The organism is Arthrobacter sp. D1-17, assembly GCF_054130535.1.
This window is the reverse complement of sequence record NZ_CP096382.1, coordinates 838859-861920: the sequence shown is the minus strand read 5'-3', so window position 1 is coordinate 861920 and position 23062 is coordinate 838859. Positions and strand designations below refer to the sequence as shown.

The following is a 23062-nucleotide window of genomic DNA, read 5'->3' as shown; positions in this document are numbered from 1 at the left end:
TAGGCTGAAGCAATGATCAAGGTTGCGGGTACAGCCAGCGCATCGCTGCCGGCGCGGACAGCCTTCGCCTACCTGTCCGCATTTGAGAACACCGCCGAATGGGACCCTTGGACCGAAAAAGTGGAGAAGCTCTCCGAGGGCCCGCTGGCGCAGGGACACCGCTACCGCGCCGAGGTCCTGTTCCGGGGCAAGCGCCAGCTCCTGGAGTACGAGGTCATCGAACTGTTCGACAACCACATCAAGCTGCGCGGCGAAAACGAGAAAGTCGTCGCGTTCGATTCCGTCGATGTGCGTTCCACGGGACCGGGCTGCGACGTCCTCTACACCGCCGAGTTCAGCATTAAGGGGCCGATGAAGCTCCTGCAGCCCTTCCTCGGTCCCGCGTTCATGTCGTTGCGCGATCCGGCGTTGGAAGGACTGCGCCAAAAACTCAACTCCCTGTGACAGGAGCCAGCACGCCCGCATTTACCCGTACCACTGCAAGGAGGACACCATGTCGGGTCAGAACCCAGATCCCCTCGAAGACAAGATCACCGGACTGGAACCCGGCGGGGGCGTGCCTCCCGGCGAGACACCGCCGGGGGAAGCGTCCACCGGGGGCCCGCAGGGCCACGATGAGGGAGCCCGGAAAGGGACACAGGTTGTAGCCATGGTGGCGATCGGCATCGTGGTCCTGCTGTGCCTGGTCTTCTTCATCGGATACATCGTCGGCCTGCTGTAACCCCCAGGCCTGCTGCGGTTCGGGTTGCCTGCGCCCTAGTCAGTCCAGTCGAAGAAGCCCTTGCCCGTTTTCCGGCCGAGCTCGCCGCGGGCCACCTTGTCCCGGAGGATCTGCGGCGGCGCGAAGCGCTCCCCCAGGGTTGACTGCAGGTACTCGGCAATGCCCAGCCGCACGTCCAGGCCCACAATGTCCGTGGTCCGCAGCGGCCCGGTGGGGTGCTTGTAGCCGAGCACCATGGCGTTGTCGATGTCCGCCGCCGAGGCCACGCCCTCCTCCACCATGCGCATGGCCTCCAAGGCAATCGCCACGCCCAGCCGTGAGGAAGCAAACCCTGGAGCATCATTGACGACGACGGCGGTTTTGCCGAGCGCCTCCACCCACGTTTTGGCTGCGGCGGCCAGGTCCGGGGACGTCTGCTCGCCAAGTACCACTTCGATAAGCGTGGATGCGGGAACCGGGTTGAAGAAGTGCAGGCCGAGGAAGTTGGCCGGGCGTTGCAGCTGGGCTGCTAGATCGGTCACCGAAAGCGATGAGGTGTTCGAGGCCAGGAATGCCGTGGCGGCCAACTGCTCCTCCACAGCCTTCAGGGCGCTGACCTTCAGCTCGAAGTCCTCCGGAACTGCCTCCACCACGAGGCCGCAGCCGGCGAAGGCCGCATAGTCGGTGGAGGTGCTGAAGCGGGCGAGAACCTCCTCCGGAGATCCGTCCAGGAGACCACGCTGCGCGGACTTCGCCACCGCGTCGGCGACCCGGGTACGGGCGCCGGCGGCAGCATCGTCGTCGCGCTCCATGACCACCACGGTGGCTCCGTTGATCAGGAAGGCGTGTGCGATGCCTGCCCCCATCCGGCCACCGCCAAGAACTCCAACAGTTTCGGGAAGGTTTGCTGGCCGTAGGGAATTGCTCATGGCTGTGTCTTCATCTCGTTTTTCTTGGTTGTCTTCTTATCCAGAAATGCCTGCATCCGGTCGAACTTGGCCTGGGACTCAAAGAGGATGCCCTGGGCCAGCTGGTCGATGACCGGATGGGCTTCGGCAGGCGCATGGAGAACGGATTTCGTGATCCGTACGGCCAGCGGGTCCTGGCGGGCGATTCGGTCGGCGAGCTGGTGCGCGCCATCCATCAGGACGGCAGCCTCGTGGATTTCGGTGATGAGGTTGACTGCAAGCGCCTCTTCGGCACGCAGGACGCGCCCCGCCAACAGGATTTCCTTGGCCACTGGCTCGCCCACGAGTTCCTTTAGCCGCCAGCTGGCACCGGCCGCAGCCAGAATGCCCAAGCCGGTTTCCGGATTGCCGATCCGGACGCCCGGCGTGCCGATGCGGAAGTCGGCGGCGTACGCCAGTTCAGCACCGCCGCCGAGACAATAGCCGTCCAGCGCCGCAATGACAGGCATGGGCAGCTTGGCGATGCGCACGAAGATGGTTGAGTTGATGCCCTGCAGGGCGTCGTCGCGCCGCCGCTCGCGCAGCTGGGCGATGTCGGCCCCGGAGGCAAACACACCGTCAACGCCGGAGATGATCAGGACCCTCGGGTTCTGTTCGAGCGCCGCGCAGACCAGATGGAGCTCGTCCACCATGTGCTGGTCGATCGCGTTGCGGACTTCCGGGCGGTTGAGGAGCACCACCAGGCGGTCGCCGCGCTCCTCCACCAGGAGGGTGCGGAAGTTGTGGGTGCTTAAGTGTCCGTTCGCGCTGTCTGGGCCCGCCACTACACGCGCTCCAGCAGCATGGCGGTGCCCTGGCCGACGCCGATGCACATGGTGGCCAGGCCGATGCGCGCGTCCTCGCGTTCCATCCGGCCCAGCAGGGTGATGGCAATCCGCGACCCGCTGGAACCCAGCGGGTGCCCCAAAGCGATGGCCCCGCCGTCGTTGTTGACGATGTCCGGCTCCAGCCCGAGGCGCCGCATGCAGGCCAGGGACTGGGTGGCGAATGCCTCGTTGAGTTCGACGGCGCCCAAGTCGCCGACGCTGAGCCCGCTCCGCTTAAGCACCTTCTGGGTGGCCGGGACTGGGCCGATGCCCATGATCTCCGGCTCGCACCCGGCGGAGGCCCCGTCAATAATGCGGGCACGCGGAGTCAGGCCCAGCCGCTGGATGGCTGCTTCAGAGGCAACGATGATGGCGGAGGCACCGTCGTTGAGGGAGGAGGAGTTACCTGCCGTGACCACCGAACCTCCATGCGCTACCGGACGAAGTCCGGCCAGAACCTCCATGGAGGTGTGAGCGCGAGGGCCCTCATCCGTGTCCACGACAGTCTCGGATTTTTTGGTCTTGACCGTCACCGGGACGATTTCGTCCTTGAACCTGCCGGCCTCGATCGCGGCGATGGATTTCTGGTGGGACCGGACGGCAAAGGCGTCGGCGTCCTCGCGCGAGATCCCGTCAACGCGGCCGACTTCCTCCGCTGTTTCCGGCATTGAAAAGGTCATCTTGCCGTCGCGGGACAGCTCGCCCTTCTTGAAAGCGGGGTTGACGAAGCGCCATCCAATGGAGGTGTCGAAGATGTCCCCTGGCCGCGCGAAAGCGGTCTGTGGTTTCTCCTGCACCCACGGCGCGCGGCTCATGGACTCCACGCCGCCGGCAACCACGATGTCAGCGGCCCCGGACTTGATCATCTGGCTTGCCATGATGATGGCGCTCAGTCCCGAGGCGCAGAGGCGGTTTACCGTGATGCCGGGAATGTGGAGGGGAAGTCCGGCCAGGATGGTAGCCATGCGGGCGACGTTACGGTTCTCTTCGCCCGCGCCGTTGGCGTTGCCGAGAATGACTTCGTCAATGGCATCCGGGTCCACACCCGCACGGGCCACAGCTTCGCGGACCACCAATGCAGCAAGATCGTCCGGCCGCACTGCCGAAAGCGCGCCTCCATAACGCCCTACCGGGGTACGGGCACCGCCAACCAGAAAAGCCTCGACCATGAGAACATCCTTCACGCAGGGAGCTGGGCCGGAACGAATAATTTACCGACCGTTCGTTCTATAAAGATTACACGGCAGGGTCCTCCGGTCAACCATGGACCTGCTTCCGGTGGGGCTTTTTGCCCCGGCCCAGCCCCCTTAGCCGCAGATCGCGGCAACGTTCCCGGACCTGACTTTGCCCTACAGCGACTCCGCCTTCGCCGCGATCTCCGCCAGGTCCTTCGCCAGGGACTTTCGCGTGGCCTTCAGGCCAAGCCTGCCGAACAGCGCCATCATGACCCTGCTGACCACCGTAGGCCGGAGGACCTCGGCGCCGAATGTCAGCCTGAGGTCGGTTCCGCCACTGCGCTCGGCCAGTTCAAACCGGGAAGTGTACTCGGCGCCGCCGTGCAGCGCCTTGACCGTGGTGCTCCGCGGCCGGTCCGCCTCGGCGACCCACATTTCCAGGGTTTCCCGGCGGCCCAGCATGGAGCGCGTTTCCTTCCACCGGGTCCCCTCACCATAGGGACCTTCGCTTACCATCTGGATGGATTCCACGCCGGAAAGCGTCGCGGCCGAGCCGGGGATGTCGGAGATGACCGACCACACCTTGTCGGCGCTTGCGTTCACGTGCTGCGTCAGGCTGGTGCTGTGATTCATGGTTCGAGCCTAGTCCGCGGACACGGCAAGGAGCACGAAACCTGAGACATGCTCTTGAATTAGTAAGCATGCTTTGTGTTAGGCTGAAATGGCTTTGTCAGAGCAACCGGCAACAGAAGGTGGTCACCGCCATGGGTATCGCAGACAAGATTTCGAATGCAGCGGAAGAGCTCGGCGGCAAGGCCAAGGAAGCGGCGGGTAACGCAACTGACAACGACCGGCTGAAGGCTGAAGGCCAGAAGGATCAGGTTGTGGCCGATGCCAAGAAGGTCGGCGAAGGCGTCAAGGACGACTTCAAGAGGGACTAGGTCCCAGAGGCTAAATAAAGAACGACGGCGGCGGACTCTCCTTGGGGGGTGTCCGCCGTTGTTTGTGTGTGCCCGCCAAGCGCGAACGGACACTTGAGCCCCGCCAAAAGGGGCCCCAAGTGTCCGTACGCGCCTCCTGAGGAGGAGGAAGAGGGAACTAGCTGTACAGCTCGCTCTTTGGCTCGTTGTTCTTGACCTTCTGCCAGCCAAGCCACAGCAGCACTGCGAAGAAGGGGATGGTGGCAAGGGTCCAGAGGCCGAGGTAGAACACCTCACCGCTCTTGCTGGTCATGGTGTCGAACCCGATCAGCACAGTGATGGCGAGCAGACCCAGGAGTCCGCCCCAGCTGGTCCACGGGGACCCGGGCATCGGCAGGCTGGAGGTCACGCCCTTGCGGTGGCGCAGCGCGATCTGGCTGGCGAAGATGGCGCCCCAGGTGAAGATGACACCGATGGAGGCGGTGTTCAGTGCCAGGTCGAAGGCGTGGGAGCCGCCCAGCCAGATGTTGAGCAGGATGCCCACGAGGTAGAACGCGGCGATGGCCAGGATCGCGGCGTAGGGAACATGGCGCGAGGACATCCTGGTGAGCCACTGCGGCGCGTGGCCGTTGTTGGCCATGGTGCGGAAGACGCGGCCGATCGAATAGAGGCCGGAGTTGCAGGAGGACAGTGCGGCGGTGATAACGATCATGTTCATGACGTCGCCAACCCAGGCGAGGCCCATCTGGCCGAAGACGGTGACGAACGGGGATACGCCGGCCTTGTACTGGTCGGACGGCAGGAGCATGGCGAGCAGGGTGACGGAACCGACGTAGAAGACCACAATGCGGAGCACGACGGCGCGGATCGCCTTGGGCACTTCACGTTCCGGGTTCTGCATCTCGCCTGCGGTGATGCCGACGAGTTCGATGCCGTTGTAGGCGAAGATCACGGCGTTGAGTACCAGGACCATGACGAGGGCGCCCTTGGGGAACATCCCGCCCTCGGCCGCGAAGAGGTTCGCCACGGAGGCGTTGCCGTCGCCGACCTGGGCGTTGGTCAGCACCATGAAGGTACCGACGGCCAGGAAGATCAGGATGGCGCCGACCTTGAGGCAGGAGGCCCAGAACTCGAACTCGCCAAACGCCTTGACGCTGAGCAGGTTCACGGCCACGAGGAGCGCCAGCGCGGCGATGGCGGAGGCTTCGACCGGCACGTTCGGGAAGAAGAACTGGAAGTACAGGCCGATCGCGATCAGTTCCGCGATGCCGGTCATGCCCCAGTTGATGAAGTACATCCACCCGGAGAGGAATGCGCCCTTCTTGCCGAACATTTCGCCGGCGTAGCTGACGAAGGATCCTGAGGTCTGCCGGTACATGATGAGCTCGCCCAGTGCCCTCATGAGGAGGTAGGCGATGACGCCGGCAATTGCGTAGGAGAAGATCAGGGCCGGGCCGGTGGAGGCCAGGCGTCCGCCGGCTCCCATGAAGAGGCCGACGCCGATGGCGCCGCCCATGGCGATCATGGTGACGTGGCGCCTGCCCAGGGTCTTTTTGTAGCCCTCGGCGCTGAGGGTGGAGTCGACGGCGACGGATGGGGCCGTCCGGCTCTCAAGTTCTGTGGGGGTGATTTGTGGCACAGCTGTTCCTTGTAGGTTGTGGTGTTGCCGCAGGTCGGGATTACTGTCGGTTGGGGAACCTGGAGTTTTTGTACCGATAATTCGCGTTCAGGCCCCTTTTGAGGGCCATCTGCGTACCAAAACTCGTGAAGCACCGAAGCTTCGCGCGGCCTGTCCATAGTACAAGATCCCTCCGGCAGGTCGTGACGCGCACAACATTCCGGGGGTGCTGTCGCCTGCCCGCTGCCTTCCCACCGCCTGACAAGGAGCGGGTTCTCTTTCGAATGGATAAAAACATTCCTGCTCAGGAGCATTTACCGATACCCTTTGCACCATGGGGGGTGACGTGTGTCTTCTCCCAGCGACCACGCCGCCTGCGTGGGCATGTGGCATTCGTGCCATTCCTCAGGGGGGACAATGAGAAAAAGAGCACTCCTGCCTGCAGTTTTGCTGCTGGCAGTTGCCGGGTGTTCAGGCGGCGGTTCCGGTCCTGGCGGACCGGGTGCAAGCGAGCCTGCCGCACCTACGGCAACAACGGGTTCGACGGCGGGACCGGAAACCCCGTTGATCTCCGCTCCACCGACCACGGCACCATCCTTGCCGACGGACGTATCAACAACACTGAACGCGATCAAAGACCTGCAAAAACACACCTGCTCAGCGGGTGCCGACGGGTCCTGGACCTTCAAAGGGACCTTGGTCAACGCGTCGGAGAAGGCCAAGACCTACACGGTGGCAGTTGCGGTAACTGTGGGGGCGGCTGTTCAGGGCCACACGCTCATCACGGAAACCGTTGCGGCAGGGAAATCGGCTGAAGTGTCTGCCGAGAACTTCGCGAAAACCACTGGCTCGGCAGGTCAGTGCGAACCGGTCGTCTCGGCAAAGGATGCTCCATGAAAAAAACAATACTGACGGCTGCCCTGCTCCTGAGCTTCGCGGCTGGATCACTGACGGTCTCGCCGGCCCTCGCCGAGGATTCCACGACTCAGCCGGGCAGCCCTACGGACCCGGCCAGCACTGCGGAGGCAACACCGCTGGCGCCGACTCCAGCCGGGACGGCCTCCGTGGCACCGCTGCCGTCAGACTCTGAGACGTCGTCGCCCTCGGTCACACCCACTCCGTCTGCCACGCCGTCCGAGCCCACGCCGTCACCGTCGGTCACGCCGTCCGTGACGCTGTCGCCGCCGGTCTCACCTGCCCCGAAGGCGACAACACTGGTTGAGCCGCCGGCCGAGCCTGCACCGGTTGTCGTTAAAGGCGCCATCGCCGTGAAGTGGCAGGCCCTGAACGGCGCCGCCGGCGTTCTCGGCGCTCCTGTCGCGAATGAAGTGTGCAGCGCAGGTCTCTGTGGGCAGACGTTCAAGGGTGGAACCATGTACTGGACGGCGGCCACGGGGGCACATCCCGTCCTGCTGACAGCGGGCAAAACGGGTCCCCACTGGTATGCCAACGGCCGCGGCCGTCTCTTCGGCTATCCCGTCACAGATGAAGTGGCCGTCGCCGGAGGAACTGTCCAAAAGTTCTCCACCGGCAGGATGCTGGCTTCGTCCACCAAGGGTGTTTTCCAGATTTGGCTGAAGGGGGCCATCGGAAGCCGTTGGAACACACTGGGAGCGGTCAGCGTGGTCGGCCTTCCGCTGTCCAAGGAAACCTGCGGTCAAAGGAACGGCGGATGCTACCAAGTCTTTTCCAAGGGAAACATCTACTGGAGCCCAGCCACCGGAGCACGCATGGTCCGTGGGCTCTATTACACCCGCTGGGTGGGCCTGGGCGGCCTTAACGGCCGCATGGGTTACCCCACCAGCGACTTGGCCTGCGGAAAACCGGCTGGTGGGTGCCTCCAGTCGTTTCAGGGCGCCACCGTCCTCTGGTCCCCGGCAAGCGGGGCATGGGTCACCAAGGGTGGCATCGGTGCCCGGTACATGAGTGTCGGTGGGATGCGGAGCGCGCTCGGATACCCCACCTCCAACGAAAAATGCACCCCCGGACAATGCATCCAGTCGTTCCAGCGCGGCTATATCGGCTGGAACGCCGGCGGGACACGGATCTATGCCATGACCGAGTGCGCCAAGCTCAACAACGGGCGGACCAAATACTCCGCGTACGGTGCAAACCGCGTCCTGCTGACGTTCACCTCCGGCTACAACCGGTCGTACGCCACCAACATCTACTGCATGCGGGTGGCGGGGCTCTACGTTGCCGACTGGAAGACCGACGGTTATGTGGGCGCGTCCGGCTTCAAGCCGCCGGGAGTGCCTTCCGGCCCCACCCGCTACCTCTTCTCCCCCACCGGTTCGTACTCAGTGACCGAAGCCTTTGGACTGGGCAATCCCGGGACAAAGCTGGCTTACCGCACGCTGAACCCGAACTCCCGCTGGGGCGGAAACCCCTGGACGGCAACGTACAACAAGTACTTCGAGTCCTCCTCGTGGGTGGGCTGGGACGAGAACATGTGGTACTTCGCGACCCGCTCCACACACGACTACCGGCAGGGTGTGGTGATCAACTACAACCGGCCGAACATTGTGCAGAACGCGGGCTTCGCCATCTTCCTGCACATGAACAAGGTCCCGACGGCAGGCTGCATCTCCCTGGATGACTGGGCAGTCGTCGACTACATCAGGAAATCGACTCCTGGTGACCGCATCATCATGGGCACCTACAACGACATCTTCCGGTAGACCGGCAGGAGTCAGGTAAACACCCGGCGCCAGTGCCGACGGCTTGAGCCGCGGCACCGGCGCCGGGTGTTTTAAGCCTGAAAGCGGGCTCTCCTCAAGCGGCGAGGAGAGCCGCTTTCCTGCGGCGGGCCTTGGCGATCCGGGTGCCGATCAATCCCTGCCGGGGACTGAAGAGATAGACGACGGCGAAGACGGCACCCTGCGTGAGCACCACCATGGCGCCAGAGGCGGTGTCCAGGTAGTAGCTGAAATAAATCCCGGCAACCGAACAGGCCGCTGAAACGGACGGGGCGATCACGAGCATGCGGGAGAACCGGTCTGTCAGCAGGTACGCCGTGGCGCCCGGGATGATCAGCATGGCCACCACCAGCACCACGCCAACGGTCTGCAGCGCCACCACCGACGTTAAAGCGAGCAGGCCCAGCAGCAGCGCACCGAGGCGCTTGGGGGAAAGCCCGATGGCATGCGCGTGCGTGGGGTCGAACGCGTACAGGGTGAGGTCGCGGCGCTTCAGGATGAGGATGGCGAACGCGACCACCCCGAGCACCAGCACCTGGATGAGGTCGGGAACGCTGACGCCCAGCAGGTTGCCGAAGATGATGTGGTTCAGGTCCGTCTGGCTGGGCGTCACGGAGATCAGGACCAGGCCGAGCGCGAACAGCGAACTGAAGACGATGCCGATCGCGGCATCTTCCTTCACGCGGCTCGTGCTGCGGACCACCCCGATCATGGTCACCGCAATCAGCGCGAACACCAGTGCTCCCAGCGCAAACGGCGCGCCCACGATGTACGCGAGCACGACGCCGGGAAGCACGGCGTGCGAGACGGCGTCGCCCATGAGCGACCAGCCGATCAGGACGAGCCAGCAGCTCAGGACCGCGCACACGATGGCGGCGAGCGCCGTGGTGAGGATGGCCCGGACCATGAAGTCATAGCCGAGTGGCTCCAGAAACAGGCTGATGGGATCCACGGCTCAATCCCTCCGCGCGCGGTCGAGGACGTCGGCGACGGGGTCGACGTGGTGTGCAGGCTGCTGCAGCCCGGGCCGCGGGTATCCTGTTCCGTCCCGGTTCAGCACGTCCAGACCGAACGCCATCGCGAGGTTCTCCGGCTGCAGCACCACCTCTGGTGCGCCGTGCATCAGCACCTTGCGCATCAGGAGCACGGCTTCGTCGCACAGCTGCGGAAGGGCGTGCAGGTCATGGGTGGAGATGAGGATGGTGCAGCCGTCCGCGGCCAGCTCACGCAGCAGGCGCGTGATGGTGGCTTCAGAGCGCTTGTCCACCCCCGCGAACGGTTCGTCCAGCAGCATCATCGAGGCGCCCTGGGCTATTCCCCGCGCCACGAAGGCGCGCTTCTTCTGCCCGCCCGACAGCTGGCCGATCTGCCGGCCGGCGAACTCGGAGAGTTCCACCCGTTCCAGGGCCTCGTCGACGGCGGCCCTGTCGGCTTTGGAGGGGCGCCGGGTAAATCCCTGGTGCCCGTAACGGCCCATCATCACTACGTCCTTCACGGACAGCGGGAACTGCCAGTCCACGTCCTCGCTTTGCGGGACGTAGCCGATCACGCCCTCCCTGCGCGCCTTCGACGGCGGCGCACCGTTCACCAGCACGCGGCCGGCGTCAGGCCTGAGCATGCCCATGATCACTTTAAAAAGCGTGGACTTTCCCGAGCCGTTCATCCCCACCAGGCCGCAGATCCGTGCGTGGCCGAGGTTGAGGGAGGCAGAATCCAGGGCGAGCACCTCGCCATAGTGCACGGTGACGCCCTCCACAAGGATGGCCGCGCGCGGTGCGGACTGCTCCTGCCCTTCCTGCCAACGGGTTATCGACGTGCTCATGGCTGCCCACCATTCAATGCAGCGGTAATCACCTTGGAGTCGTGCCTGATGAGGTCGAGGTATGTGGGGACGGGTCCGTCGGCGTCGGAGAGAGAGTCCACGTAGAGCACGCCGCCGAACCTGGCGCCGGTGGCTTCCACCACCTGCCGCATGGGGGCATCGGAGACGGTCGATTCACAAAAGACGGCCGGAACCTTGTTCTTCCGTACGAAACCGATGGCCTCGGTGATCTGTTGCGGGGTGGCCTGCTGTTCCGCGTTAACGGCCCAGATGTAGACCTCCTGGAGGCCGGCATCCCGGGCGAGATAAGAGAACGCTCCCTCGCAGGTCACGAGCGCCCGCTGGTTCTTGGGGACAGCGGCGAGCTTTGCCGTCATCTCATCCTGCACGGCCTGCAGCTTCGCCTTGTAGGCCTTGCCATTGGCCTCGAACGCCTTGGCGTTGCCGGGGTCCAGTTCGGAAAAGGCCTTCACCATGTTGTCCACATAGACCTGGACGTTCAGCGGCGACATCCAGGCGTGGGGGTTCGGCTTGCCCTGGTAGGCGTCCTCGCTGATGGACATCACCTCCACCCCTTCGCTCACCACGGCGTGGGGCACATCCAGGCCCTCGACGAATTGGGCGAACCAGGCTTCGAGGTTGAGGCCATTGTCCAGGATGAGGTCAGCCTGCGACGCTTTGCGGATGTCCCCCGGCGTTGGTTCGTAGCCGTGGATTTCCGCCCCTGCCTTGGTGATCGACTCCACGCGCAGCTTGTCGCCGGCAACGTTCTTTGCCACGTCAGCCAGCACGGTGAACGTGGTCAGCACCACCGGCCGCTCATCCCCGCCGCTTCCCGGCGTATTGCCTCCGCACGCCACGAGCGCGAGGCAAAAGAGCACGACGGCGGCAGCGGCGCTTACGCTCCGGCCCCGCCGCACGCCCGTGCTTGCTGCAGCGGTGGTCGGTGCTGCAGGCGGGGCGGAAGTGCGGGCACGGGGGGCATCGGAGTCGCGGCGCGCCGTCGCACTTCGAGAGACTGTGGATCGGCGGTCACCTTTGGCACACCGAAACAGAAAGTTAGGCATACCGAAGATTCTACCGAACGCCATTCAGCGCCTGCAATGAAGACGACCCTTGGTTACGGAGCATTGCCTGCGACCGCCCACCCCTGCCGGCCACTAACAAACAGCCCGCGGGCCCGCCAGCCGGACTAGGCTGGAGGCATGGTGACAACCCGACGGCCCCTCCCCGCTCCGCGCCCGGACCTCTACCAATTTTCGCCGCTCGATTTCACCACGGTGGGGCTGTATGTAGCGATCGCTGCTTTTTTTGCGGTTGCCGGGGAACTGCTCCTGCCGCTGCTCAGGCTGCTGGTGCCCACGCCTGCCGCCGCGTCATACGCCGTGAACCTCCTGTTCTACGGCTGCGTCGGCATCCTGGCAGTGTTTGCAGCCCGTCAGGTGGTGGCGCGGGACCTGAAAGTGCTGGCAACGAGGCCGTGGTTCACCCTTGCGATGGTGCCGGCGGCCGTCGTCGTCATGATGATCTTCACGGCAATCCTCGTGGTCGTCGCGGGAACCACGGAAACTTCCGCCAACCAGGCCGGGCTGCAGGAACTCATCCAGCAGGTTCCGGCGTGGCTCATGGTGCCGCTCATCGTGGTGGTAGGCCCCTTTGTGGAAGAGTACATTTTCCGGCACCTGATGATCGGCAAGCTCAGCCGCCGCTGGAACATCTGGGTCTGCTGCACGCTCTCCGTTGTGCTTTTCGCCGCCCTGCACATCGTGGGCCAGGAGGCGCTCACGCTGGCAGCACTGATGCCTTACCTCGCCATGGGCGCCACGCTGGTTTTCGTGTACGTCTGGACCGGCAAGAACCTGATGTTCTCCTACTTCGTCCACGCCGCAAAGAACCTGGTCGCCGCCATCTTCCTGTACACCATCCCGCCGGAACTGCTTGACCAGATGCAGCAGGTCCAGGGCTGACACAAACTCCCCCTATCCGGCGCGCCGCCGTCGTCGTAGGGTTTTGTCCCATGGGACTGAACATCCAGATCGCAGTGGACTGCAAGAATCCGCACGACCTCGCCGACTGGTGGGCTGAGACGCTGGACTGGGCCGTGGAGCCGCAGGACGAGGCGTTCATCCGGTCAATGATCGAGAAGGGCTACGCCACCGAGGCGGCAACAATGACCCACCACGGCAAGCTCGTGTGGAAGGACGGCGCGGCGATCAGGCCCAAAGAGGAGCTCGACGCCACGGCGCCCGCCCGGCGACTGCTGTTCCAGACCGTTCCCGAGCAGAAGACCCTCAAAAACAGGGTTCACTGGGACGTGCGCCTCGACGGCCGGGACAAGGACGAGGTCCGCGCCGAGCTTGAAGCCCGCGGCGCCACTTTCCTTTGGACCGCCAGCCAAGGCCCCCACTCCTGGTACACGATGGCCGACCCCGAAGGCAACGAGTTCTGCATCAGCTGACCCGATTACTAGACTGGGGACGGTGAGCAACCAAATTCCCGCCAAGGTATCCGACGTCTTCGACCCGTCACGCTGGCGCACTGTGTCTGGCTTCGACGACTTCCAGGACATGACCTACCACCGCCAGGTGGAGCGGGACGCGTCCGGTGCCGTGGTGCGGGACCTGCCCACCGTGCGCATCGCCTTCAACCGCCCGGAGGTCCGCAACGCGTTCCGTCCCGGCACGGTCGATGAGCTGTACCGCGCCATGGACCACGCCCGGATGACGCCGGATGTGGCCACCGTGCTCCTCACCGGCAACGGCCCCTCCCCCAAGGACGGCGGGCACTCCTTCTGCTCAGGCGGGGACCAGCGGATCAGGGGGCGGGAAGGCTACAGGTACGCGTCCGGCGAGACCCAGGAGACTATCGACCCAGCCCGCGCCGGGCGTCTTCACATCCTGGAAGTCCAGCGGCTCATGCGGACCATGCCCAAGGTGGTCATCGCCGTCGTCAACGGCTGGGCGGCCGGTGGGGGCCACTCCCTGCACGTGGTCTCGGACCTGACCATCGCCTCGCGCCAGTACGGCAAGTTCAAGCAGACCGACGCCACCGTGGGCAGCTTCGACGCCGGCTACGGCTCCGCCCTGCTTGCCCGCCAGATCGGCCAGAAGACGGCGCGCGAAATCTTCTTCCTGGCCCGCGAATACTCCGCGGAGGACATGGTGCGGGTGGGCGCGGTGAACGAGGCCGTGGACCACGAACGGCTCGAGGAGGTTGCCCTCGAATACGCCGCGGACATCGCCCGCCAGTCCCCGCAGGCCATCCGCATGCTTAAGTTCGCCTTCAACCTCGCCGACGACGGCCTGGCCGGCCAGCAGGTCTTTGCCGGGGAAGCCACCCGCCTGGCCTACATGACCGACGAAGCGGTTGAAGGCAAAGAGGCGTTCCTCGAGAAGCGGGACCCGGATTGGTCCAGGTTCCCGTACTACTTCTAGGCACTGCTTCCAGGTACTGCCTCCAGGCACTGCTCCCCCATCAAGGCAGCCCCACCCACCCCTAAGGCGGACCGCGTGAACATCGAACCAGCCCTGAAGGCCCTGGCGGCAGCCCTCCACGGCGAGGGTCCCGCCGTCGAGCTCTCCGCCGGCCCCAACGGTGAGCCCGTGGTGTCTTATGTGGAAACGCCCGGGATCGAGGACGCCGCGGTGGTGGTCTGCACGTCGGGCTCCACCGGCACCCCCAAGGCGACGGTCCTCAGCGTTGACGCCCTCGCCGCCTCCTCCATGGCCACGGCGTTCGCCCTCAAGGGCGAGGGCCAGTGGCTCCTGGCGCTCCCCCTGCAGTACGTTGCAGGCGTCCAGGTGCTGGTGCGGTCGCTCTTCGCCGGCACGCGCCCGTGGGCCATGGACCTCTCCAACGGGTTCACCACGGACGGTTTCACTGCTGCCGCCCTGGAACTGACGGACAAGATCCGTTTCACGTCCCTGGTCCCGGCACAGCTGAAGCGGCTGCTCTCCGACCCCTCGGCCGACACCCTCGCCGTGCTGCGCCGCTTCAACGGCATCCTGCTCGGCGGCGGGCCCGTTTCAACGGCGCTCCTCGAATCAGCCCGGGATGCCGGCCTGCGCGTGGTCACCACGTACGGCGCGGCGGAAACAGCCGGCGGCTGCGTGTACGACGGTTTTCCCCTCGAAGGCGTGGCGGTCCGGGTCGCGGAGGACGGTAGGATCCACCTCGGCGGCGCCACCCTTGCTGCCGGTTACCTTGGCGCGCCCGGGCTGACCGCCGCAGCCTTTACCGACGACGACGGCGTCCGCTGGTACCGCACCAACGACCTCGGGACACTGGACGCCGACGGCAGACTGACTGTGCTGGGGCGCGCCGATGACGTGATCATCACTGGCGGCGTCAAAGTGTCCTCCCTGCATATCCAGGAAGAGCTGGAGAAGTTCGATGGCGTGAGGGCGGCTTTCGTGGCTGGCGTCGAGTCGGCGACGTGGGGACAGGCTGTCGCCGCGTACGTGGCAGTATCCGATGCCGCCTCAGCCCAGGGCAGCGCCCTGGCTGAACAGTGGCACAGCACCTTGGGCCTGATTGCCCCCAAGACCGTCCTGCCGGCAAGCGACCTGATCATGCTGCCCAACGGTAAACCCGACAGGCTGGCGATGCTTGAACGGCTCAATGCCCTGCATCAGGGAAAATAGATTCGGCCTGCTCCGCCGCGGCCCGTCGTTGCCGGAGCAGGCCGCAGTTCCGCCGCGCTTCGTGCGCGCAACGTTCCACCCAACCAACGTGAGGTATTACCGTGGCTACAGCCGCACAATGGATTCAAGGCGCCCGGCCGCGCACACTTCCGGCTGCAATCGCTCCTGTCCTGATCGGGACAGCAGCAGCGTTTGAGATGGACGCCTTCCGCCCGCTGAACGCCCTGCTGGCGGCCCTCGTGGCGCTGCTGCTGCAGGTCGGCGTCAACTACGCCAACGACTACTCGGACGGGATCCGCGGGACAGACGAAAACCGTGTGGGCCCGCTGCGGCTGGTCGGGTCCGGGGCGGCAAGCGCTGAACACGTGAAATACGCGGCGTTCGGCGCCTTCGGGCTGGCCATGCTGCTGGGGCTGGTGCTCGTCGTCATGACCCAGACATGGTGGCTGCTGCTTGTGGGTGTGGGATGCATCATGGCGGCATGGGGCTACACCGGCGGCAAGAACCCCTACGGCTACATGGGTCTGGGCGAGCTTTTCGTGTTCGTCTTCTTCGGCCTCGTGGCAACACTCGGCACCACCTACACGCAGGCCGGCCAGGTCAGTCTCCCCGCGGTCATCGGCGCCATCGGCACCGGCCTGATTGCCTGCGCCCTCCTGATGGCCAACAACGTCCGGGACATCCCAACCGATACCAAGGCCGGCAAACGGACCCTCGCCGTGCGCCTCGGCGACAAGCACGCGAGGGAAAGCTACGTGCTGATGCTCGCCGTCGCGATCCTCCTGGTGGTGATTCTGGCGCCCACACGGCCTTGGATGCTCATTGTCCTGCTGCTCATCCCTGCCAGCCTGATGCCGTCCTGGCTGATGATCAACGGCCGCAAGCGCAAGAGCCTCATCCCCGTCCTGAAGCAGACCGGCCTGATCAATCTTGGCTATGCCGCGTTGTTCTCACTGGGCCTGTTCCTGAGCCACGGGCTGTAGGTACGGCCCGGTGCTCCCGGAGGCGGTACTGCGGCTACGCCTCAGTGCTCCGGGGGTCGGTACTGCGGGGGTCGGTGCTGCGGGGGCCGGTCTTCGGGATGTCGTTGCGGACTGTGACGTCCGGGTGGGTATCCGTCAGACGGTCCTCGGCCTCGGCGTCGTCCACTTCACCGGCGGTGCGCAGAGGCTTGGCCCGGCCCGAGAACCGGGCCTGCAGGGAAGCAGCTGCCGCATCGCGCTGCTCCTGAAAGAACAGGTAGCTGATGGCGAAGGAAATGAGACCAGCGCAGACCACGGCGAGGAGCCAGCCCAACTGCAGGAACACGAACAGCGCAAACAGCGGGACAAAGAGGGCAAGCCGGATCAGGGAGTATCTCACAAAAGCCACAATCCAAGTTTAGCCGTGATCACTGAACGCAGATTCCCTGGCCGCCAACGCCCTACCCTGCCCTTCCTCCACCCGTCGCAAAAAGTTCGTGTCCGAGTTCCGAAAATCCGTGGCACCGGCCGTGTGCATACTGTAATCTCCGCTGGGGCGGCTGACAGCTAGACTGATTGCATGCTCCGAGTTGCCATTGCAGTCGCCATCCTCGCTATCTACGTCTACGGACTGGTGGACGTGATCCGGACTGATTCGGGCCTCACCAGGGGCTTTTCCAAAACGACATGGATCATCATCGTGGTCTTCCTGCCCATCATCGGCGCTGCCCTCTGGTTCCTGATCGGCCGGCCCCGCTATGAGGCTCCGGTCCGGCAGGCCTACCCCCACCCCACAGCCCCCGATGACGACCCCGACTTCCTCCGCAACCTGGAGCAGCGCCGCCGCAAACAGGCGGAAGCGGAGCGGCTGCGGAAGCTGAAGGACGACCTCGAGGCCAAGAAGCGCCAGGCCGACGGCGGCCCCACCGGTTCGGGAAACTCCGGCGCAACTGGTGCCGGTGACGCCAGCGCCGAAGGCAATCCCGAGGCCAAGTAACGCCGGGCACACGTTCAGCGCCTCACCCAGCGGCCAGAAAAGGCCGCCCCCAACCCGGGACCAGGCCATCGCCCGTACCGTTTTGTCAGATATGGCCGCCCATTGAGCACGCTAAGCGGCCGTTTTTGTCAACCGGCGAGCCTCGGCGATGGGTACAAGGATCCTCTTATGCCCGATCCCTTTGCCCCTCCCGGCCATCTTGGCTGGTAAACCGTGCACCATCAAGCAGGCCAATGCTGCCGGCCTGACCAGGAGTCGCTACCGGGCCCGGGACCTGCAAAGTCCGTGCCACGGTGTCCGGAATCCTGCCTCCGCCGACACAACGCTGCTGGTCAGGGCACAGGCCCTCGGTGCGGGATCGGTGCGGCGGAAGGGCGCCGTCGGGCATCAATCCCTCCCTCTGCCTGACAAAATCACAATTGGCCGACACCTGCCATGCACCTCTCCGCTGCGCACGGGCCCAAGCCTTCATACGGGCCAACACCGATTCCCCCAAGGAGACCGGGCTTCGGCTGCTACTTGTGTGTTTCGGCCTGCCTGAACCTGCCATCAACGCCTCTGTTTGATGGAACCGGCGTACCGCACGCCGTCACCCGGGTGCGCGCCGCCCTGGCAAGGCGTGGATGGAGACCGCCGCGCTAATGCCCGTGCTCTTCACGATTCAGCAAAAATGGCCGCCCAACACGTATTTGAGCGGCCATTTTCGGCGAACGGCCTACCGGCCGCCTTGAAAACCTACAGCCCGGAGTAGGAGTGCAGGCCGTTGAAGAACTGGTTGACGATTGTGAAGTTGAAAACCACGCACAGGTAGCCCACGATCGACAGCCAGGCCGCGCGGGTTCCCGTCCATCCGCGGGTTGCCCGGGCATGCAGGTAGCCGGCGTAGACCACCCAGATCACGAACGTCCAGACTTCCTTGGTGTCCCAGCCCCAGAAGCGGCCCCACGCCTTTTCAGCCCAGATGGCGCCGAACATCAGGGTGAAAGTCCAGCCGATGAAGGCGATGGCGTTGATGCGGTAGGAAAGGTTTTCCAGGCTCAGCGCGGTTGGCACCAGGCGCATGAAGCCCAGCTTGTCCGCCCCGCCGGCGGCAATCGTCTTCTGCCGGTGCGACTGCACGAGCTGCAGGGCGGACATGGCGAACGTTAGGGTGAAGAGGGCCGAGGAGAGCACGGCGATGGAGACGTGAATAACGAGCCAGTAGCTCTGCAGCGCCGGCACGAGGTGGCCCACCGGGGTCCAGTAGGCCACGGAAGCTGCGACCAGCATGATGATCACCAGGCCCACTACGAACGTGCCGAGGAACCGCAGGTCTCGCCGGATCAGCACGATCAGGAAAACTGCGATTGCAACAAACGCGCCGGTGGTCAGGAACTCGTACATGTTGCCCCACGGCACGCGCCCGGCACCGATCGCACGGGTGAGCACAGCGGCTGCATGGATCGCAGCACCCAGAACCGTCAGTGCCACTGCAACGCGGGCCGGTGCACGGCGCTCGCCGCTGTACGTCATGCTGGCGTCGGCGGTCTGCCCCGCCGCCGCGCCGTCCTGGGCCTTGGCAGACACGGACGACGACGGCCGCTCGGCACGGCCGGCGGGCCCGGCAAGGTGCCCCTCAACACGGTCGCCAAGACCTGCTGCGCCCGCCCCTGCAGTGGCGGGAACCTTCGATTCGGCTTCCGCGCTGCGCTCAGATGCACCTGCGGCGGCAGCAGCCTTCAGGTCAACGGCACGCAGGGCCCTGCTGCTCTTGGCGAGGTCCCAGGCGAAGGCGATGAACGCCACCGTGTATGTGCCCGCAGCGAGGAGCATGAACAGCTCGCTGTACTGGCCCATGGTTTCGTTGATGGGGTACATTACCGGTCCTTCTTCGGCTCAGCGGAGCCTGCTGGTGAGGTGGTTGGGGATGGTCGGCCAACGCCGTCAGAGCCGGTAGCACTGTCGGAGCCGGAAGTGCCGTCAGAAGTGTCAGAGCCAAGGTTCCACTTGCGCGACAGCAGCCCGCGGATGGCCACGGCTTCGCCGGCGAGGCGGTGGTCCTCGCCGCGGGCCAGAAGCCCGTATTCCACCATGGTCCGCCCGTCCTCATGCGTTCCCGTGCGCACCCAGACGCGCCGGCGATTGACGTAGAGGGAGACCACGAGGCCGGCCACGGCGAGCAGCGCGAAGATGAGCGCGGAAAGCTGGCCGGGGTTGTGGTGGATGTCGACGCCCACATACTTTTTCACCCCGTCGAACGAGATGGAGCCCTTGCCGTCCGGGAGCGTGTAGGTGCTTCCGGGCGCCAGCGTGATCCCCCCGGCATCGAGGTTGCGGGAGTTCAGCGGGGTAAGGTCCTTGACGTCGAGCTCGAACACGTTTTGCGGTGCGCCCTTGTCGAGGCCGAGATCGCCGTAGTAGGAGTTCAGGCTCAGCTGCGGGTTGATGAGTTCGGGGTCGCCGCTGAAGGAGACACCTTCGTCAGTCACGAACGCGGTGGGCAGGAAGAATCCGGCGAAGCCGAGCTGGTCCGGCTTCGCGTCGGGAACCTTGATCACCACGGAGGAGTAATAGTTGTCCCCCTGCAGCTTGGCTACAACCGGTCCCTGCATCGCGACGTTGCCGTTGCCGTCCCGGATCGTGACCACGGGTGCGTAGCCGTTGCCGGTCAGGTAGATGCTGGTACCGCCGAGGGTGACGGGCTCGTTGACCTTCAGGACTTCCTTCTGGGCCGGCGCGCCGGGGTTTTCCTTGGTGGTGACCTCCGCCGTGAAGTCGATGGGCTGGCCGAACTTGCCCTGGGATTCACGGTCGAACGTTGCCTGGAATTTGTCCAGCTGGATGGAGTACGGCTGGAGCTGGCTGCTCTGGAAGTTGGTGCCCGGGTTGAACTGGTCGTAGCCCACCAGCGTGTTGACGAAGGTGTCACCCTCCACGAGGATCCTTTGGCCGCTGTAGCCGAACAGCCCGCCGATTGCCACAGAGACGAGGACGCCGATCAGCGAGGTGTGGAAGACCAGGTTGCCGACTTCCTTGAGGAAGCCGCGCTCCGCCCCCAAAGACGGCCGCGCGCCGTCGTCGTGCCTTACTTCAACGCGGTAACCGCGTTTCTTCAGCAGTTCCGCTGCGTCTTCAATGGCCTCCGACGCCGGGATGCCGGCTTCCGCTGGCACCACCAGCGTGCCGTACTCCGGCAGGCGGGAGAGCCGCTTCGGGGTGCGCGGCGGCTGTGAGCGCATGGCGCGGTAGTGCGCGATGGCACGGGGCACCACGCAGCCGATCAGCGAGATGAACAGCAGGATGTAGATGGCGGAGAACCAGGCCGAGGAATAGACGTCGTACAGCTGCAGGGCGTCGAGGATTTTGCCGTAGTCCGGGTTGTCCTTGATGTACTGGGTGACGACCGACGGGTTCGCCGGTCGCTGCGGGAACAGCGAACCGGGCACGGCGGCCACCGCCAGCAACAGCAGGAGAAACAGCGCGGTGCGCATGCTGGTCAGCTGCGTCCAGGCCCAGCGCAGCATGCCCACGATGCCCAGGGCAGGCAGCGCAGCGTCGGCCTTGGCCTCCTTCAGGGCGTTCTTGGGACCGCTTTCTGTAGAGGCTGTTTCCGGGGCTTTCCCGGCCGGAGGGTTCTTGGGTGACTTCACACGCTCGCTCATCAGATCGGCAACTTCACATCGGTTTGGAACCAGTACTGCAGCTCAGTGACCCAGGCACCCCACACGCCGGTCGCCATCAGCAGGCCCAGGACGATCAGTACGCCGCCGCCGGTCCGCTGGATGGCCAGGCGGTGGTTCCGGAAGAAGGACATGATCCCCGCGCCGCGGCGGACCGCAAGGGCGATCAGCAGGAACGGGATGCCCAGACCGAGGCTATAGACGAAGGCGAGGAAGGCGCCCTTCGCGGCTGAGGAACCGCCCGAGAGGCTCAGGAGCTGCACGGCGGAGTAGGTTGGGCCGATGCAGGGTGCCCAGCCCAGCCCGAAGGTGATGCCCAGCAACGGAGCGCCCCACAGACCGGCAGGTGGTTTCGCATGGATTTTGGCGTCACGCTGGAGCCAGCTGAAGCCGCCCATGAACACCACGCCCATGGCGATCACCAGGACTCCGAGCAGCTGCGTGATCCAGCCGTTCTGGCCACCGGAAACCAGGGTTCCCAGCTGCCCAAATGCGCCGCCGAGAAGCACGAAGATCACCGAAAACCCGAGCACGAAGAGGCCGATGCCCGCGAGCATGCGGCCGCGCTTCTGCTTTTGGAGGTCGACGCCGGTCAACCCCGTGACGTAGCCGAGGTAACCGGGCACGAGCGGCAGGACGCAGGGCGAGAGGAAGGAGACCAACCCCGCCAGGAGCGCGACGGGGATGGCAAGCAGCAGGGAGCCGTTCAGGATGGCTTCGGCAAAAGGGCTGTTCACGGTACGGCGCGCCCGCTACTCTGCCACGGCGGATTCGATGAGGGCCTTCAGGGTGCCCTTCTGGATCTCCCCCAGGACGCGGGACGCGACGCGGCCCTGCTTGTCCACCACCAGCGTTGTGGGAACGGCGCCGGGCGGCACGAGGCTGGACACGGACAACAGCACGCTGCCGTCCTTGTCGTTGAAGCTCGGGTACGTCAGACCGAACGTCTTGTCGAACGCCTCGGCGGTTGCCTTCTCATCGCGCAGGTTCACGCCGAAGAACTGCACCCCCTTGCTTTTGAAGGTCTGGTGCAACTCCTCGAGGACGGGCGCCTCGACGCGGCAGGGTGCGCAGGCGGCAAACCAGAAGTTCAGCACGGTGACCTTGCCCTGGAAGTCCTGGGGGGTCACGGTGGTGCCGTTAAAGAGCGTGCCCTGGATGTCCACCGCCGACTTGCGGTCCGCTGCAGCAAATTCCGTCACCGAGCCGTCGCCCGCGACGTAGTTCTTGTTGTCCCCTGCCTTTGCCTGCTTCGCGAGCGCATCTTCCTGGGCGCAGCCGGAAAGGCCAAGCGTTAGCGCGGTCAAAGCCAGACCGCCGGCGGCGAGGACGCTGCGGCGGGAGCTAATGGGGGTGTTGGTCATAACTAGGCTCCGGGGGTGCTTGATGCACCGGGAAGTAGGGCGGCCGCCGGCTCGCTGTACTCAACGCGCAGGAGGGTGCCGTCGTCGTCGAACACGAGGGACGTCAGGGAGGTCAGGGTGCATTCCCGCTTGCGGGGGTCATGCCACAGCGGCTTGCCCTCTGCACTGAGCCTGGTCGCCCAGATGGGAAGCTGGTGGCTCACCATGATGGCCTCTGCTCCATCCCCGCCCAGTTCAATCGCCTTGAGGCGTGCTTCCTGGACGGCCGCACCCACGCGGGCTGCCTGGTCCTTGTAGGGCTCGCCCCAGGAAGGGCGCAAGGGATTAACCAGCTTAGGCCAGTGCTTCAGCTTCCTCAGCTCCGCCTTGCTGACCCTAAGGCCTTCGAAGTGGTTTTCAGCCTCGATGATGCGCTCGTCCGTGTGGATCTCCAGGCCCAGGGCATTCGACGTCGGAAGTGCGGTTTCCTGGGCTCGCGTCAGGGGGGACGCCACGAGATAGACGATCTTTGCCCCCTGGCTTGCACGGTCGCGGAAGTGGTCCGCCAACAGCTGCGCCATCTGCAGGCCGAGCTCGGAAAGATGGAATTCCGGCAGCCTGCCATAGAGGACGCCCTCTGGATTGTGGACCTCGCCGTGGCGGAGCAAATGAACGGTGGCTTGGGGCATGTCTACCAGTTTCTCAAAGATACCGGGCGATCTGAAATCTTCTACATCTAGTAGAACTCAC

General features: G+C 64.9%; 25 protein-coding genes. 11 read left to right on the top strand and 14 right to left on the bottom strand.

Annotated elements, in window-relative coordinates:
- The first annotated feature begins 12 nt into the window (after positions 1-12).
- Both M1E01_RS04020 and M1E01_RS04015 read left to right on the top strand, forming a co-directional pair.
- A complete protein-coding gene (locus tag M1E01_RS04020) occupies positions 13-444 on the top strand; it encodes an SRPBCC family protein (RefSeq protein ID WP_457973820.1) in 432 nt (143 codons plus the stop codon).
- Between the two features lie 49 nt (positions 445-493).
- On the top strand, positions 494-721 hold the full coding sequence (locus M1E01_RS04015) for a DUF6480 family protein (protein ID WP_457973819.1): 228 nt from the start codon (positions 494-496) through the stop codon (positions 719-721).
- A 35-nt stretch (positions 722-756) separates the two neighbouring features.
- Here the strand turns inward: M1E01_RS04015 and M1E01_RS04010 are convergent, their stop codons facing one another.
- The 4 genes from M1E01_RS04010 to M1E01_RS03995 form a co-directional block, all read right to left on the bottom strand.
- Positions 757-1629, bottom strand: a complete 873-nt coding sequence (locus M1E01_RS04010) for a 3-hydroxyacyl-CoA dehydrogenase family protein (RefSeq protein ID WP_457973818.1) — start codon at positions 1627-1629, stop codon at positions 757-759.
- Positions 1626-2432 (bottom strand): enoyl-CoA hydratase/isomerase family protein, encoded by an 807-nt coding sequence (locus M1E01_RS04005; RefSeq protein ID WP_457973817.1) that lies wholly within the window; start codon positions 2430-2432, stop codon positions 1626-1628. The genes M1E01_RS04010 and M1E01_RS04005 overlap by 4 nt, the downstream gene beginning before the upstream one ends.
- Positions 2432-3643, bottom strand: coding sequence for a thiolase family protein (locus M1E01_RS04000; RefSeq protein ID WP_457973816.1), 1212 nt, complete (start codon positions 3641-3643; stop codon positions 2432-2434). Before M1E01_RS04000 ends, M1E01_RS04005 begins: the two co-directional genes overlap by 1 nt.
- A gap of 180 nt (positions 3644-3823) precedes the next feature.
- Complete coding sequence (locus tag M1E01_RS03995; protein WP_457973815.1) at positions 3824-4282, bottom strand: SRPBCC family protein; 459 nt, start codon at positions 4280-4282, stop codon at positions 3824-3826.
- A 131-nt stretch (positions 4283-4413) separates the two neighbouring features.
- On the opposite strand from M1E01_RS03995, the gene M1E01_RS03990 reads away from it, so the two are divergent.
- A complete protein-coding gene (locus tag M1E01_RS03990; RefSeq protein WP_457973814.1) occupies positions 4414-4590 on the top strand; it encodes a CsbD family protein in 177 nt (58 codons plus the stop codon).
- Between the two features lie 157 nt (positions 4591-4747).
- Here M1E01_RS03990 and M1E01_RS03985 read toward each other — a convergent pair whose 3' ends face one another.
- Complete coding sequence (locus tag M1E01_RS03985) at positions 4748-6208, bottom strand: amino acid permease (protein WP_457973812.1); 1461 nt, start codon at positions 6206-6208, stop codon at positions 4748-4750.
- A 576-nt stretch (positions 6209-6784) separates the two neighbouring features.
- Here M1E01_RS03985 and M1E01_RS03980 point away from each other — a divergent pair.
- Together M1E01_RS03980 and M1E01_RS03975 are read left to right on the top strand one after the other, a co-directional pair.
- Positions 6785-7084, top strand: coding sequence for a hypothetical protein (locus tag M1E01_RS03980; protein ID WP_457973811.1), 300 nt, complete (start codon positions 6785-6787; stop codon positions 7082-7084).
- Positions 7081-8868, top strand: coding sequence for a hypothetical protein (locus M1E01_RS03975; protein ID WP_457973810.1), 1788 nt, complete (start codon positions 7081-7083; stop codon positions 8866-8868). Before M1E01_RS03980 ends, M1E01_RS03975 begins: the two co-directional genes overlap by 4 nt.
- Positions 8869-8962: 94 nt before the next feature.
- On the opposite strand, the gene M1E01_RS03970 is transcribed toward M1E01_RS03975, so the two are convergent.
- Genes M1E01_RS03970 through M1E01_RS03960 form a run of 3 tightly spaced genes read right to left on the bottom strand, consistent with a single transcriptional unit; the run spans position 8963 to position 11775 of the window.
- On the bottom strand, positions 8963-9829 hold the full coding sequence (locus tag M1E01_RS03970) for a metal ABC transporter permease (RefSeq protein WP_457974853.1): 867 nt from the start codon (positions 9827-9829) through the stop codon (positions 8963-8965).
- 12 nt (positions 9830-9841) lie between these two features.
- Complete coding sequence (locus tag M1E01_RS03965) at positions 9842-10708, bottom strand: metal ABC transporter ATP-binding protein (protein ID WP_457973809.1); 867 nt, start codon at positions 10706-10708, stop codon at positions 9842-9844.
- Positions 10705-11775: a metal ABC transporter substrate-binding protein gene (locus tag M1E01_RS03960; protein ID WP_457973807.1), complete on the bottom strand. Its 1071-nt coding sequence runs from the start codon at positions 11773-11775 to the stop codon at positions 10705-10707. The genes M1E01_RS03965 and M1E01_RS03960 overlap by 4 nt, the downstream gene beginning before the upstream one ends.
- Before the next feature lie 138 nt (positions 11776-11913).
- On the opposite strand from M1E01_RS03960, the gene M1E01_RS03955 reads away from it, so the two are divergent.
- The 5 genes from M1E01_RS03955 to M1E01_RS03935 all read left to right on the top strand — a co-directional run bounded on the left by M1E01_RS03955 (position 11914) and on the right by M1E01_RS03935 (position 16334).
- Complete coding sequence (locus M1E01_RS03955) at positions 11914-12675, top strand: CPBP family intramembrane glutamic endopeptidase (RefSeq protein ID WP_457973806.1); 762 nt, start codon at positions 11914-11916, stop codon at positions 12673-12675.
- 50 nt (positions 12676-12725) lie between these two features.
- Positions 12726-13166 (top strand): VOC family protein, encoded by a 441-nt coding sequence (locus M1E01_RS03950; protein ID WP_457973805.1) that lies wholly within the window; start codon positions 12726-12728, stop codon positions 13164-13166.
- Positions 13167-13188: 22 nt separating this feature from the next.
- A complete protein-coding gene (locus tag M1E01_RS03945; protein ID WP_457973804.1) occupies positions 13189-14142 on the top strand; it encodes a 1,4-dihydroxy-2-naphthoyl-CoA synthase in 954 nt (317 codons plus the stop codon).
- A 75-nt stretch (positions 14143-14217) separates the two neighbouring features.
- Positions 14218-15351 (top strand): AMP-binding protein, encoded by a 1134-nt coding sequence (locus tag M1E01_RS03940; RefSeq protein WP_457973803.1) that lies wholly within the window; start codon positions 14218-14220, stop codon positions 15349-15351.
- A 101-nt stretch (positions 15352-15452) separates the two neighbouring features.
- Positions 15453-16334 (top strand): 1,4-dihydroxy-2-naphthoate polyprenyltransferase, encoded by an 882-nt coding sequence (locus tag M1E01_RS03935; protein ID WP_457973802.1) that lies wholly within the window; start codon positions 15453-15455, stop codon positions 16332-16334.
- Positions 16335-16368: 34 nt separating this feature from the next.
- On the opposite strand, the gene M1E01_RS03930 is transcribed toward M1E01_RS03935, so the two are convergent.
- Complete coding sequence (locus M1E01_RS03930) at positions 16369-16722, bottom strand: DUF4229 domain-containing protein (RefSeq protein ID WP_457973801.1); 354 nt, start codon at positions 16720-16722, stop codon at positions 16369-16371.
- A gap of 171 nt (positions 16723-16893) precedes the next feature.
- On the opposite strand from M1E01_RS03930, the gene M1E01_RS03925 reads away from it, so the two are divergent.
- Positions 16894-17310 carry a PLD nuclease N-terminal domain-containing protein gene (locus tag M1E01_RS03925; RefSeq protein WP_457973800.1) on the top strand — a complete coding sequence of 139 codons (417 nt, stop codon included), beginning with the start codon at positions 16894-16896 and terminating at the stop codon, positions 17308-17310.
- Between the two features lie 735 nt (positions 17311-18045).
- Here M1E01_RS03925 and ccsB read toward each other — a convergent pair.
- From ccsB to M1E01_RS03900, 5 genes are read right to left on the bottom strand one after another with little or no spacing between them, the layout of a single operon-like run.
- Positions 18046-19167, bottom strand: a complete 1122-nt coding sequence (ccsB, locus tag M1E01_RS03920; protein WP_457973799.1) for a c-type cytochrome biogenesis protein CcsB — start codon at positions 19165-19167, stop codon at positions 18046-18048.
- Complete coding sequence (resB, locus tag M1E01_RS03915) at positions 19167-20951, bottom strand: cytochrome c biogenesis protein ResB (protein WP_457973798.1); 1785 nt, start codon at positions 20949-20951, stop codon at positions 19167-19169. Before resB ends, ccsB begins: the two co-directional genes overlap by 1 nt.
- On the bottom strand, positions 20951-21706 hold the full coding sequence (locus tag M1E01_RS03910; RefSeq protein WP_457973797.1) for a cytochrome c biogenesis CcdA family protein: 756 nt from the start codon (positions 21704-21706) through the stop codon (positions 20951-20953). The genes resB and M1E01_RS03910 overlap by 1 nt, the downstream gene beginning before the upstream one ends.
- Positions 21707-21721: 15 nt before the next feature.
- Complete coding sequence (locus M1E01_RS03905) at positions 21722-22333, bottom strand: TlpA family protein disulfide reductase (RefSeq protein WP_457973796.1); 612 nt, start codon at positions 22331-22333, stop codon at positions 21722-21724.
- Between the two features lie 2 nt (positions 22334-22335).
- The gene (locus M1E01_RS03900; protein WP_457973795.1) at positions 22336-23001 is read right to left on the bottom strand and encodes a histidine phosphatase family protein; all 666 of its coding nucleotides are present in this window, start codon (positions 22999-23001) and stop codon (positions 22336-22338) included.
- Positions 23002-23062: the final 61 nt, after the last annotated feature.